The following is a 12468-nucleotide window of genomic DNA, read 5'->3' as shown; positions in this document are numbered from 1 at the left end:
GAACCACAGATAGACACAGATGAACACAGATAGATAAAGATCGTCGGTCCATGCGGGGCCAGAACTGCGGCAAGCCAACTCTCCGGTCGGTCCGAATCCGCGGCGAGGGATCGTTCGCCTTATCTGTGTTTATCTGTGTCCATCCGTGGTTCCGATTTTCACGGAAAACAACAACCCGAAATCAGCGCAGCTCCACGAACGTCCGCCGGCCACGGGAAACATTCGTGTCCATTCGTGTTCATTCGTGGTTCCCGACTTTCGCGGGAAGCCCGATCAGTCCACGCGGTAGTTTGGCGCTTCCTTGGTGATGGACACGTCGTGGGCGTGGCTTTCGCGGACGCCGGCGGCGGTGACGCGGACGAACTGGGCTTTTTCGCGCATGGTTTCGAGATCGCCGGCGCCGACGTAGCCCATGCTGGAGCGCAGGCCGCCGATCATCTGGTGGACGATCGCGCCGAGCGGGCCCTTGTAGGGGACGCGGCCCTCGATGCCCTCCGGGACGAACTTGTCGGCTTTGTCCTCATCATCCTGGAAGTAGCGGTCCGCGGAGCCCTGGTGCATCGCGGCGATCGAGCCCATGCCGCGGTAGGACTTGTAGGAACGACCCTGATACAGCTCCACTTCGCCCGGCGCCTCTTCCGTACCAGCGAACATGCTGCCGATCATCACCGACCATGCACCGGCCGCGAGCGCCTTCGCCATGTCACCGGAGAAGCGGATACCACCATCGGCGATCAGCGGCACGCCGGTGCCATCGAGACCGGCCGCCACGCTGGTGATCGCCGTGATCTGCGGCACGCCGACACCGGCCACGACACGGGTGGTGCAGATCGAACCCGGGCCGATGCCGACCTTCACCGCATCTGCGCCGGCAGCGACCAGATCCTTCGCCGCGGCGCCGGTTGCTATATTGCCGCCGATCACCTGGACATCGGGGTGGTGGTCTTTGATCCAGCGGACGGTGCGCAGCACACCCTCCGAGTGCCCATGGGCCGTGTCCACGACGATCGCATCCACGCCCGCCTCGACCAGTGCGTCCACCCGCTCCTCGGTGCCGGGCGACGTACTGACCGCGGCGCCGACCAGCAGCCGCTCGGCGCTGTCCTTCGCGGCGTTCGGGTTGTCGGTCGACTTCTGGATGTCCTTGAGCGTGATCATGCCGCGCATTTCGAAGCGGTCGTTGACCACCAGCACCTTCTCGATCCGGAACTGGTGCAGGAGTTCGATCGCCTCCTCCTTGCCCGCGCCCTCGCGCACGGTCACCAGCTTTTCCTTCGGCGTCATGATCGAAGAGACGGGCTCGTCCAGGCGGGTCTCGAAGCGCAGGTCGCGCCGCGTCACGATGCCCACGAGATCCTTGCCGTCGACTACCGGCAGACCGGAGAACCCGTGCTTATGGGTCAACTCCATCGCCTCGTGGATACTGGTGTCCGGGCTGATGGTCATGGGGTCCTGGACCACGCCGGATTCGAATTTCTTGACCTGGCGGACCTCGGCGGCCTGGCGCTCGACGGTCATGTTCTTGTGAACGATGCCAATGCCGCCTTCCTGGGCGAGCGCGATCGCCAGCCGCCCTTCGGTCACGGTATCCATCGCGGCCGAGAGCATCGGGATGTTCAGGGCGAGATCGCGGGTCAACCAGGTGCGTAGCTTGGCTTCTCTGGGCAGGACGTTCGAATGCGCCGGCAGGAGCAGAACGTCGTCGAAGGTGAGGGCTTCCTCGATAATCCGCATGGGCGGCAACTCGGACAATACGGCTGTGGGATAAGCCCGACATTATATCCCGCCAGGCCTTTCCCGTAAATCGCCAACACGGGCACGCGACCTCCGCATGGACCCACCGTGCGCCGGCCTCGACAACTCGGCGATAATGGCCCGAGATGGCCGCGTGGCGCCGGCCCTGAACGCTGCGGGGACGCCATTCATGATCACCGCGCCCCATTCACCGCAAGGACTCCATCGCATGTCGCCAACCCTGCTGGTCTGCCGCCTCGACGACCCGGCCATACGGCCGGCGGAGTGGCGCGAGCTGCTCACGGCCGGCGAGCGCCGGCGCGTCGACGGCCTGCGCCAGCAGGACGCCCGGAACCGAGCGCTGATTGCCCGCGCCCTGCTCCGACTGGAACTGGCGCAGCGCCTCGGGTGCCGCCCCGAGATGATCGATTTCAGCTTCGGTCCCGAAGGCAAACCGACCCTCACCGGCGGCGACGCCTGGCACTTCAACCTGTCGCATAGCCACGACCGGGTCGTGCTGGCGCTGGCGCCATATGCGCCTGTTGGCGTGGACGTCGAGTCGCGCGCGCGCCGCACCCGCATCGATGAGCTGGCGCGCCATTGGTATGGCGCCGACGAGCAGGCGGAACTCTCAGCCCTGGACGACGCCGCGCGTCGCTACCGCTTCTTCCAGGTCTGGACCGTCAAGGAGGCGGTCACCAAGGCGATGGGCCGCGGCATGTGGACCACGCTGTCCGGCATCCGCCTCACCGGTATCGAAACGGGCCGCCCGGACCTGCGCCTCTCGGGAAAGGCCGAGTGCTGCGCCCCGGTCGCCTGGTGGCATTTCGACGCCGGCGACGACTACAGCCTCGCCCTCTCCCACCTGGCGGGCGACGGCACCCCGCCCGACGTCTACTGGATCCGCCCCGGTGAAACACCGGAACCGATGACCGTTACCGCAGATCTGGCGGGGGTGCGCCACGGCGTGGATGGTGAGTGAAATGCCCGAAAGTCAAAGGCGATCTCTCGCCAAGACGCCAAGCGCGCCAAGGAAAGTCGAAATCTGTAAAGAGTGGGTGAGTGGGCGCGTTGATGTATCGGGTTAAGGGGCACGCTTTAGGGCCCTGATCGTCAGTCTGTCCCTGTGTGAGTTCCTCGCCGGCCAAACCTTTATGCCTTTCCTGGCGGGCTCCGCGCCTCGGCGAGAAATTGTCTTTGACCTTACTTGGCGCGCTTGGCGTCTTGGCGAGAGATCGCCGTTGACTTTCCCGGATTCGCGAAAAGGCCTACCCCGCAATCAACACGGAGCAGTTGTTGCCGCCGAAGGCGAAGGAGTTGCTGAGGCAGTAGCGCGGGCTGCCGGTGGGCAGTTTCCCGGGTTCTTCAAGCAGGCCGATCCGGGCCAGCGACTCGTCGCGCGGGCCGTTGAATATGTGCGCCGGCAGGACGTTGCCCTTGTTGTATTCGCTGAGCAGCAGCCAGCACAGGGCGACTTCGATCGCCCCGGCCGGGCCGAGGGTGTGGCCGGTCAGCGACTTGGTCGAACTGCAGGGTGTGTCGGGGCCGAGCACGCGCGCTACCGCCGCGCTCTCCATCTCGTCGTTCTTCGGGGTGGCGGTACCGTGGAGGTTCAGATAGCCGACCGCCTCGGGATCTACCCCGCCCTCATCCAGGGCCGCGCGCATCGCCGCTTCGGCCCCGATGCCGTCCGGCTCGGGTGCCGAGATGTGGTGGGCATCGCAGGACTCGCCCACCCCGACGAGGCGAATGGGTCCGGGATCACGCGTCATCAGGAACAACGCGGCGCCTTCACCGATGTTGATACCGTCGCGCTCGCTGGAGAACGGCCTGCAGGGACCGGCGGCGACGGATTCCAGGGCAGCGAAGCCATTCAGCGTCAGGCGACAGAGGGAATCGGCGCCGCCGACGACTACCGCATCGCACTGATCCATCTCGAGGAGATTGCGCGCGGCGCCGAACGCCTTCGCGCTGGACGAACAGGCAGTGGAGATCGTGTAGGCGATGCCCTCCAGCCCGAGCAGCCGGGCCAGGCCCTCGGACGGGCTCGCGATCTCCTGCTGGCGGTAGTCGAAGCCGGGCGGCACCGCACCGGTCTTCGCATGCGCGGCGATGGCCGCCTCACCTTCCGCGATCCCCGAAGTGCTGGAACCGAGGACCACACCGATCCGATCGGCACCAAAGCGCTCGCGCGCCGCCGTCAGCGGTGCGGCGATCTCCTCGGCGGCCGCCGCGAGCAGTCGATTATTGCGGGAATGGAAGGCACCGAGCTCTTCGGGCCAGGCGGGCAGTTCATCCGTCACGAGGCCGACGTGGACGCTGCGCTCGGGGATCCAGCCGCTCCGGGGCTGCATGCCGGGGGCGTGCCCCCGCAGCAGGTTCGCGAAAACGGCCTCGCAGCCCCGGCCGAGCGCATTCACCACGCCAAGGGTATTCAGGTATACGGGTTCGCGCCGATCAGTCACCGCCATGCCCATCCCGCTTCCGGGCTGCGCCCTCGCCCGTCACCGGATGCCCCCAGAAATCATAGAAATTGAACCACTGCATGGGCGTCTCGAGTGCCCTCGCCTCGAGATCGTCCGCGTATCGCTGCGCCCAGTATTGCAGATCCGCATCCCGGTTTTTGCGCGACAGCGTAATCTCCTCGGCAAAGTGCACCACATCGATGCGGTAGCGTCCTTCGACGCGCACACAGGTCATCAGATAGACCGGGCAATGGAGCAGCGCCGCGATGATGAACGGTCCGGTCGGAAACGGCGCCTCGCTGCCGAGAAAGCGGGCCGGCACGACATTCTCGTTCAGGCTCGGTGGCGTGCGGTCCGCGGCGATCGCCAGGAACTCGCCGTCGCGCACCTGCTGCTCGAGCATGGCCGCCGTCTGCATCCCGAACTCGCGGATATCGACCAGTTTCAGGCGCGAGTTCGGATTGCTCTTCTCGATGATCCGGTTGATGAGCGGCGCATGGTGATTGTAGACGGCCACGTTCATGCGCAGATTGCGCAGCTGATCGTTGAGACCACGGCACAATTCGATATTGCCCAGATGCGAGGTCATCAGAATCGCCCCGCGTCCACGTGCGGCCTCGTCGAGCAGGTACTGCTGGCCGTTGAACTGCACGTGCTCGTGACGCAGCCGTCCGCGCCATGACTCGAGCCGATCGACGATGCAATCGGAGAACATGAAGAAGTGGCGGAAAACATCGATCGCGCGCGGCGGCCGCTTCTGGGCCCCGCCGTGCTCGTATACCCGCTGGAGAAAATCCCGGGAGGCCCGCCGCCCCTCGGCATTGCTCAGCCAGTACCAGGTCACAAGCGGATACAGCACCAGCCGGGCACCACTGCGACCGAATACGCGATACAGCTGGAGACCCAGCCACATCAGGCCATAGGTACCCCGCTCGACCTGACGCGTCCAGTGGGTCCTCTCTTGACCGCCGCGAAATCGCCGCGCGAGCAGGACCGGCGCACGCAGCAGCATCCCGCACAGTAGCCTCGTGTGCATCCACGCGATGCGGAGGTTGTCACCCAGCATATCGAAATGCGAGACGCCACCGCGCGGATAGCGCACCCGCGTCGGCACGAACATGACCGGTGTGCCGCGCCAATACAGGCGCACCATGATGTCCGTATCGAAGTCCATCCGCCGGCCGATCCGGTGCGACTGAAACAGACGCCTGCTCGCGGTGACCGGGTACACGCGGAACCCGCACATGGAATCGCGGATCGCGAACGACAGGGTCTCCAGCCACACCAGGGCGTGGGTCAGGTAACGGCCGTAGAACCGCACCCATGGTATGTCGTCACCGTAGATGGGCCTGCCGCTCACCAGCGCCTCGGGGTGCTGGCGGGCGGTATCCAGCAGGCGCGGGATGTCGTCCGTGTCGTGCTGCCCATCGGCGTCGATCTGCAGCACATGGGTCCAGCCGTGTTCGGCGGCGGCGTCCACACCCGCGGCCACCGCAGCGCCCTTGCCCCGGTTTTCGGACAGGCGGACCAGCGTCAGCAGGTCATGCTCGGCCACCAGCCGGTCGAGTACCGCGGCGGTCGCCGCATCGCTGCCGTCATCCACGATGAGGCACGGCAGGTCATGGTGCGCCAGACGGGGTACCGTGTCAGCGATCTGGTCACCATGGTTGTAACAGGGAACAAGCAGGGCCGGCTGGAACACCAAACGGTCGATCTCCGTGCGTGGCTGCGGAACGGGCGCGCCGTCGGCCCGCGCTCAGGTCGCCTGCTGGGATTCGATGAACCGGCGCAGCGCGTTGACCGAGGCGAAGTGCTGCTTGTTGGCCTCGTTGTTCGCATCCAGCTTGAGGTTGTATTTCTTCTGGATCTGCATGCCCAGTTCAAGCGCGTCGATCGAATCGAGCCCCAGCCCATCGACGAACAGGGGTTCGTCGTCGTCGATGTCCTCGGGCGTGACGTCCTCGAGATCCAGCGATTCGATGATCAGTTCCTTCAGTTCCCTGCCCAGGTCTTTACTCATGCCTGCAATTCCCCCCTGTAGAATTCTTCCAGCCAGCGATTGAACTGGCGCGTGGCAACGGCCGGACCGCGCGAGGCGTCCGTAACCGATGCGGGATCGACCGGCTCATGCACGGTCACCGAAAAGTCCGCCCGCCGCGGCGGTATGTGATACCAGCGCTCATGTTTGCGCAGCGTCGGTGGATCGCAGCGTACCACCACCGGCAGCACCGCCACGCGGTTGCGCACCGCGATATTCGCCGCCCCGCGCTGGAACTCGATCGGGTCTCCGGGCACCGTGCGGGTCCCCTCGGGAAACATGACGATCGGATACCCGGCGCGGAGCACACGCGCGCTGCGTGCCAGAAAATTGCGCGAGCTGTCGGAATTGCTGATGTAACCGGCGGACCGGATCACGCCGCCCAGCAACGGATTCCGCCACAGCGAGCTTTTGACGACACAGCAACTGTACGGCAGCAGCGATATGACCACGACGACATCGATCAGCGTGGGGTGATTGACGACCACGAGCCGTCCCGCGCTCTGTTCGCGCAGGCGCTCGACATCATTCACGGTCAGCGCCAGCACGCCGGTCGCCCGCATCTGCCAGACGAAGTAGCGGAACAGGTAGTGCACCACCTGGCGTGCGCGCGCGTTGCGCCGCTGGGTACCTCCAGGCCAGACGCGCACCACCGGCATGACGAAGATCGCCGTCAGCAGACCGCCGACCCCGAAGACGACGAAATTGTAACCCGTCGCGACGAGCCGCCAGTAGTATCCGATCCGTCTCAATCCCGACCCCACAGCCAGGAATTCCGTTCTCCGGCCATGAGGAGCCGGTCCCGGCCACCGGCGAGAATGTGCATGAAGGCCAGTCCGGGAGCGCTCTCCGGACTGGCCTCGTCCGTGTCCCCGCGGTAACGCTCCAGCGACCACGCCGCACCGGGTACCGGCGCGCGCAGCAACGCCCCGAACGCGAACACGACCGGACGCTCCTCGGCCCATGGGCGATAGAACTCCGGCATGCGCTCATCCGCATGGACCAGCAGGACGCGATCCGCGCCCGCCTGCAGTCGACCGACGGCCTCGATCACGCCGGCGGCAACGGTGTCTTTCCCTGCCGCCAGCGCGGTCGACGGCGCGCGGTTGCCGGTGGCGATGGAATTCAGACCCGACGCGGTGTTGTGCACCGAGAGGCTGAACGCATTCGGCGACAACGGTTCGTCCTGGGCCAGTTCCGACAACAGCCCGTGGCTGCGGTGCAGTTCACCGTGGCGGGAACTGAACACGGTCGGCCAGGCGTTTTCGCCGGCTCCGCACTGATGGGCCGCCCACAGCGCCGCCTTCGTGATTCGGCTGGTGCGCCGGCGCAGCATCGCGGGCAGGAAACCGACGTCCGGGCGGTCGGGTTCCTCGGCGATCGGCCTTGTTCCGGCACTCCATTCCGTCCACTGGGCCGCGGTCTCCACGCCCGGCGCCCAGGCCGCCCAGTGCTCGATCGAGAAGGAAAGCCTCGACATCGCGGTCTCCGTCAGTCCCGACTTTCGAGCATGACCAGCGCCGTTCCCTCGATCAGGGTCCGGTCATCCCGGTCGATCCGGAACGCATACTGGCGACCGTCGTCGTCGCCCTGCAGGGCGTGCGCATGGATACACAGCTCGCCGGGGTCCTCATCGAGCCATTCGGTGTTCCAGGCTACCCGGTTCAGCACCGCCACGAATCCACGCCGCGGGCCGCCGTCGCCGGTAGCGCGGAGACCGCCGTGCACCGCCATGGCCTGGGCCGCATACTCGATACCGGCCTCGATCGGTACACCGCCATCGACGCGCAGAGGGTTGTCCATATCCAGCTGGCTTCGGCTGCGGCATTCGATCGATTCCTGATCCCACTGTACGACACGTTCGAGCAGACACATGCTGCCGGCGTGCGGGATGAGGCCCTCGATGGCGGCACGATCGAGGCTAGCGGCGTTCTCGGTCATGGTCGTCAGTGATATCCGGGGCGTGGCCGGCGACCGACTCGCGGTCAGTGCCAGCGGCGAAACAGGAGCGAGGTGTTGATCCCGCCGAAAGCGAAATTGTTGCTCATGACATATTCGCAGTCGAGCGTTCGCCCGGCCGTACCGACAATAAAATCGAGCTCGGCGCACTCGGGATCGATGCGGTCGAGATTCATGGTCCCATGGAACCAGCCCGCTTTCATCGATTCGATCGCGACCCACGCCTCGAGCGCCCCGCACGCACCCAGCGTGTGGCCGGTGTAACTCTTCAGGGCGCTGATCGGGACCGCACGACCGAAGGCCGCGCGCGTGGCCTCGCTCTCGGCCAGATCGCCCCGGGCGGTCGCGGTCCCGTGGGCGCTGACGTAGCCGACCGCGCCCGGATCGAGCTCCGCGCTCTCCAGCGCGAGCTCCATCGCGATGCGCATCGTATCGTGTTCGGGCTGGGTGACATGCTGGCCGTCGGAATTGGTCCCGAAGCCCACCACTTCGGCATGGATGGTCGCGCCGCGTGCGCGGGCGTGTTCCAGTTCCTCCAGAATCAGGGTGCCCGCGCCCTCCCCGATCACGAGCCCGTCGCGATCGGCGTCGAACGGCCGCGGCGTCGCGCCCGGGGCGTCGTTGCGGGTCGACGTGGCATAGAGCGCATCGAACACGGCCGCCTCGGTCGCACACAGTTCCTCGGCTCCACCCGCCACCATTACCGTCTGGGCGCCGCTGCGGATCGCCTCGAACGCGTAACCGATCCCCTGGCTCCCGGAAGTGCAGGCGCTGCTGGTCGTGTAGACACGCCCGCGCAGGCCGAAGAACACACCGATGTTCACCGCCGTGGTGTGGGCCATCATGCGGATGTAGGTGGTGGCGCTGAGGCCCGCGGTGGTCTGATCCAGCAGCATGCCGGCGAATTCGGCGGTCGCGGCGGTACTCCCGGTCGAGGACCCGTAGGACACGCCCGCGCGCCCGCTTTTGAGTATCGGGTCATCGAGCAGGCCGGCCTCGCCCAGCGCGAGTTCGGCCGCACGCGTCGCCATCAACGCCACCCGGCCCATGCTCCGCGTCGCCTTGCGGGGATAATGCGCCGGGAACTCGAAGTCGGGCAGCGGCGCGCCGAGGCCGGTCAGAAGCCCCTCGAAGCGCGACCACTCCGGCATACGCTGGATTCCGGTCCGGCCGGCGCGCAGGTTATCGCGTACCGTATCCCAGTCCTGGCCGATCGACGACAGGCCACTCATGCCGGTGACCACGACCCGCTTCATCAGCAGAGTCCCCCGTTCACGGAGATCACCTGCCGCGTGATGTAACCAGCGTCCTCCGCCATGAGGAAGCTGACCGCCGCGGCCACTTCCTCCGGTTGACCGGCGCGGCGCGCGGGGATCATCGACAGCATCTCCTCCACCGGCAGGTCTTCGGTCATATCGGTCTCGATCAATCCGGGCGCGACACAGTTGACGGTGATCCGCCGGGTGGCCAGCTCCAGCGCCAGGGCCTTGGTGGCCCCGATGATACCGGCCTTGGCCGCGGAATAGTTCACCTGGCCGCGATTCCCCATGAGCCCGGAGACCGATGCCAGGGTGACGATCCGTCCCGGCCGGCGCCGGCGGATCATGGGCATGACCAGCGGATTGAGGACGTTGTAGAAGCCGTCGAGATTGGTATGGACCACGCCATCCCAATCCTCGCCGGTGAGCGCCGGGAAGGCCCCGTCACGCGAGACGCCGGCGTTGCAGACGACGCCGTAATACGCCCCGTGCGCCTCGACATCACCCTCGAGGACCGAGCGCGCGGAATCGCGATCGCTGATATCGAACTGCAGAATCCAGGCCGTGCGACCGAGTGCGCGGATTTCCGCGGCGACCGCCTCCGCCTCTTCCATGCGCGATCGGCAGTGCAATGCGATATCGAACCCGTCGCGCGCGAGCCGCAGTGCCATGGCGCGCCCCAGGCCGCGGCTCGAACCGGTTACCAGCACGCGTTCCGTCATTGATCGTTTCCCTGCGTTGGCTGCCCCGCCCAGTATCGATCCGGGTCCACGGGCAGGTACACCTTGAGCCGGACGGTCTGTTCGACCCCGACTCCCGTAACGCGCCCGTCGAATACGCTGATGCCGTCACCATCCTCCATCAGGCGCTCGGCTTCGAGCGTCAATACGACACCATAAGGGATCGCCCCGACGGAACTGTGGAATGACCGGGCACCGACCAGGAACCCCGGGTGCACGGAGCGGCCCCGGGCGCGTTCATGGAATCCCGACCAGGCCGCGATAGCCTGAGCGAGATATTCCATGCCCACCCACGCCGGCACACCGGCCTCATGGGGCCCCGCGAAGAGACCGTCGCGGCGAACGGTGGCAAGCGCGCGCACGGTCTCGTCTCCGATCGCGAGGACCTCATCGAGCAGGACCATCGGGCCGGCGTGCGCCAGCAACGCGTCCAGCGACCGGTCGGACATCGTCATTCGCCGGTCGCGGGCGCGCCATCCCGCGGGCGCCGATCGTGCGATAGCGTCTTCACTTCCAGGCGGTACCCGTATCGCAGATGCTCGAGCGTGACCGGCTCGCCCCAGGGGCGATCACCATACGCGACGCGAACCCGTGGATCGCCCCGGTACGACAGAATCCGTTGCCGTGCGTGCTCGGTCAGATCCCAGCGGCCATCCCACGCAGTCCGCAGGGCCGACACCGGCCAGTGAATCAACTGGAAGTCCGCGACAACGGCGCGCGGCGTCATCCCCGGCGGCAGATCACGCTCGCGCCGGACGTCCAGCCCGGCGGCGTCCTGGCGCAAGCGCAGCAGCTCCACCCCCTCGGGCGTCAGCAGGGCCAGGACCAGCACGCCATCGCGGACCTGGCCGGCCGCGATCAGCCGTCGCTCGCTCCCATCGGTGCGCACGGTCAATACCTGCTGGAAGGAGCGGTCCCCGACCGCCGCGGGCGGCGCAAGCGCCCGCTCCGGCGGGTGCCCCACACCGGTCAGGGTGCAGGCGGTCAGCAGCAGCAGGGACAGCGCGGTAAGCGGGCGGCGCGCGCTCACACGCGCTGGCATACGCTCGCGAGCACCTTCAGGCGACGACGACTCTCGCGCACATACGGATTATCCGTATCCCAGGCATAGCCGGCCAGAATCGAACAGATCTGCGCCTTGATCTCCGCCGGCTTCTCCTCGTGGAAGATCACGTCCTGGAACGTCCCTTCGTACCAGGCCTCCACGTAGGTCCGGAAGGTATCGACGCCCTGCTGGAGCGGCTCCGCGAAATCCTTCTGCCAGTCCACCGCCTCACCGCTCAATTGGCGACCGAGCGTGTCGGCCGCCAGGCTCGCCGATTTCATGGCAACCGTCACCCCGGAGGAGAAGACCGGATCCAGGAATTCGCCGGCGTTGCCGAGCAGCGCGTAACCCGGGCCCCAGAGCGATTTCACGTTCGCGCTGTAGCCGGTGATATGACTGGCGGGCGTGTCGTACTCCGCCTGTGCGAGGTGGCGGCTGAGATCGGGGCAATCCGCGACCAGCTTCCGCAGTTTATCTTTCGGTTCGCCCGGCACGCCGTCGAGGAATTCCTGGGAAGCCACGACGCCGAGGGAACTGCGGCCATCGCTGAAGGGGATCAGCCAGAACCAGACGTGATAATGGTCCGGATGGACCGTGATCAGGATCTTGTCGCGGTCGAAATCATCGCTGGCGATGCGGTCCTCGACGTGCGTGAAGATGGCCTGGCGGACCGGGAAGTCGGAGGGCCGGTCGAGGTCGAGCAGCCGTGGCAGCACGCGCGCGAAGCCGCTGGCGTCGAGCACGAAACTGCAGGTCCACGAGTGCAGCGAGTCGTCATTCAGATCTCGGGCGGTCACCCGCGGCTGGTCGCCGCCGAAATCGACATCCACGATCTCATGGCGATAGCGGATATCGGCCCCCGCCGCCGCCGCTTCGTCGGCCAGCACCTTGTCGAACTCGGCGCGCCGTACCTGGTACGTGGTGCCGTGGCCCGGGGAGAACTTGTCCTCGAAGTGGAAACTCTCGTGCAGCTCCCCCCAGTCGAAAGCGGCGCCATCCTTGTACTGGAACCCGCACTCCGGCGCCGCGGCCCGGACCGCATCCAGCATGCCGGCCTCCTCGATGAATTCCATGCACTGCGGCAGCAGGCTTTCACCGATGGAGAAACGCGGGAACTGCGCCCGCTCCAGCACCAAAGGGTGGTAGCCGCGCTTGATCAACAGGGCCGCGGCGATCGCCCCCGACGGGCCCGCGCCGATGATGACGACATCGTGATCCGCACTCATGC

General features: G+C 66.5%; 13 protein-coding genes. 1 reads left to right on the top strand and 12 read right to left on the bottom strand.

Annotation, left to right across the window (positions count from 1 at the left end; genetic code table 11):
* Positions 1–273 precede the first annotated feature (273 nt).
* The gene (gene guaB, locus A0W70_RS09800) at positions 274–1734 is read right to left on the bottom strand and encodes an IMP dehydrogenase (protein WP_067562000.1); all 1461 of its coding nucleotides are present in this window, start codon (positions 1732–1734) and stop codon (positions 274–276) included.
* Positions 1735–1963: 229 nt separating this feature from the next.
* Between guaB and A0W70_RS09795 the strand changes: the two genes are divergently transcribed.
* On the top strand, positions 1964–2716 hold the full coding sequence (locus tag A0W70_RS09795) for a 4'-phosphopantetheinyl transferase superfamily protein (RefSeq protein WP_067561995.1): 753 nt from the start codon (positions 1964–1966) through the stop codon (positions 2714–2716).
* Between the two features lie 286 nt (positions 2717–3002).
* Here A0W70_RS09795 and A0W70_RS09790 read toward each other — a convergent pair whose 3' ends face one another.
* Genes A0W70_RS09790 through A0W70_RS09740 form a run of 11 tightly spaced genes read right to left on the bottom strand, consistent with a single transcriptional unit; the run spans position 3003 to position 12466 of the window.
* Complete coding sequence (locus A0W70_RS09790; protein WP_139150822.1) at positions 3003–4205, bottom strand: beta-ketoacyl-[acyl-carrier-protein] synthase family protein; 1203 nt, start codon at positions 4203–4205, stop codon at positions 3003–3005.
* The gene (locus tag A0W70_RS09785; RefSeq protein ID WP_245675862.1) at positions 4192–5901 is read right to left on the bottom strand and encodes a glycosyltransferase family 2 protein; all 1710 of its coding nucleotides are present in this window, start codon (positions 5899–5901) and stop codon (positions 4192–4194) included. Before A0W70_RS09785 ends, A0W70_RS09790 begins: the two co-directional genes overlap by 14 nt.
* 54 nt (positions 5902–5955) lie before the next feature.
* Entirely contained in the window at positions 5956–6219 is a 264-nt protein-coding gene (locus A0W70_RS09780; protein ID WP_067561985.1) for a phosphopantetheine-binding protein, read from the bottom strand.
* Positions 6216–6989 carry a lysophospholipid acyltransferase family protein gene (locus A0W70_RS09775; RefSeq protein ID WP_067561980.1) on the bottom strand — a complete coding sequence of 258 codons (774 nt, stop codon included), beginning with the start codon at positions 6987–6989 and terminating at the stop codon, positions 6216–6218. The genes A0W70_RS09780 and A0W70_RS09775 overlap by 4 nt, the downstream gene beginning before the upstream one ends.
* The gene (locus A0W70_RS09770) at positions 6986–7717 is read right to left on the bottom strand and encodes a beta-ketoacyl synthase chain length factor (protein ID WP_067561977.1); all 732 of its coding nucleotides are present in this window, start codon (positions 7715–7717) and stop codon (positions 6986–6988) included. Before A0W70_RS09770 ends, A0W70_RS09775 begins: the two co-directional genes overlap by 4 nt.
* An 11-nt stretch (positions 7718–7728) precedes the next feature.
* The gene (locus A0W70_RS09765; protein WP_067561973.1) at positions 7729–8178 is read right to left on the bottom strand and encodes a hotdog family protein; all 450 of its coding nucleotides are present in this window, start codon (positions 8176–8178) and stop codon (positions 7729–7731) included.
* A gap of 44 nt (positions 8179–8222) precedes the next feature.
* Positions 8223–9452: a beta-ketoacyl-ACP synthase gene (locus A0W70_RS09760; protein ID WP_067561970.1), complete on the bottom strand. Its 1230-nt coding sequence runs from the start codon at positions 9450–9452 to the stop codon at positions 8223–8225.
* Positions 9452–10177, bottom strand: coding sequence for a 3-oxoacyl-ACP reductase FabG (gene fabG, locus A0W70_RS09755; protein ID WP_067561965.1), 726 nt, complete (start codon positions 10175–10177; stop codon positions 9452–9454). Before fabG ends, A0W70_RS09760 begins: the two co-directional genes overlap by 1 nt.
* Positions 10174–10644: a hotdog family protein gene (locus A0W70_RS09750; protein WP_067561961.1), complete on the bottom strand. Its 471-nt coding sequence runs from the start codon at positions 10642–10644 to the stop codon at positions 10174–10176. Before A0W70_RS09750 ends, fabG begins: the two co-directional genes overlap by 4 nt.
* A gap of 2 nt (positions 10645–10646) precedes the next feature.
* Positions 10647–11237 (bottom strand): DUF3261 domain-containing protein, encoded by a 591-nt coding sequence (locus A0W70_RS09745; RefSeq protein WP_083330923.1) that lies wholly within the window; start codon positions 11235–11237, stop codon positions 10647–10649.
* Positions 11222–12466, bottom strand: coding sequence for an NAD(P)/FAD-dependent oxidoreductase (locus A0W70_RS09740; protein WP_067561954.1), 1245 nt, complete (start codon positions 12464–12466; stop codon positions 11222–11224). Before A0W70_RS09740 ends, A0W70_RS09745 begins: the two co-directional genes overlap by 16 nt.
* Between the last annotated feature and the right edge of the window lie 2 nt (positions 12467–12468).

Source organism: Halofilum ochraceum (genome assembly GCF_001614315.2).
In the GTDB taxonomy this organism is placed as follows: Bacteria; Pseudomonadota; Gammaproteobacteria; order XJ16; family Halofilaceae; genus Halofilum; species Halofilum ochraceum.
The sequence above is the reverse complement of the archived record's forward strand: the minus strand, read 5'-3'. Positions and strand labels throughout refer to the sequence as shown.

Coding starts and splice junctions, on each gene's coding strand:
- guaB (WP_067562000.1), bottom strand. CDS start 1,734: ATGCGGATTATCGAGGAAGCCCTCACCTTCGACGACGTTCTGCTCCTG.
- A0W70_RS09795 (WP_067561995.1), top strand. CDS start 1,964: ATGTCGCCAACCCTGCTGGTCTGCCGCCTCGACGACCCGGCCATACGG.
- A0W70_RS09790 (WP_139150822.1), bottom strand. CDS start 4,205: ATGGCGGTGACTGATCGGCGCGAACCCGTATACCTGAATACCCTTGGC.
- A0W70_RS09780 (WP_067561985.1), bottom strand. CDS start 6,219: ATGAGTAAAGACCTGGGCAGGGAACTGAAGGAACTGATCATCGAATCG.
- A0W70_RS09770 (WP_067561977.1), bottom strand. CDS start 7,717: ATGTCGAGGCTTTCCTTCTCGATCGAGCACTGGGCGGCCTGGGCGCCG.
- A0W70_RS09765 (WP_067561973.1), bottom strand. CDS start 8,178: ATGACCGAGAACGCCGCTAGCCTCGATCGTGCCGCCATCGAGGGCCTC.
- A0W70_RS09760 (WP_067561970.1), bottom strand. CDS start 9,452: ATGAAGCGGGTCGTGGTCACCGGCATGAGTGGCCTGTCGTCGATCGGC.
- fabG (WP_067561965.1), bottom strand. CDS start 10,177: ATGACGGAACGCGTGCTGGTAACCGGTTCGAGCCGCGGCCTGGGGCGC.
- A0W70_RS09750 (WP_067561961.1), bottom strand. CDS start 10,644: ATGTCCGACCGGTCGCTGGACGCGTTGCTGGCGCACGCCGGCCCGATG.
- A0W70_RS09745 (WP_083330923.1), bottom strand. CDS start 11,237: ATGCCAGCGCGTGTGAGCGCGCGCCGCCCGCTTACCGCGCTGTCCCTG.
- A0W70_RS09740 (WP_067561954.1), bottom strand. CDS start 12,466: ATGAGTGCGGATCACGATGTCGTCATCATCGGCGCGGGCCCGTCGGGG.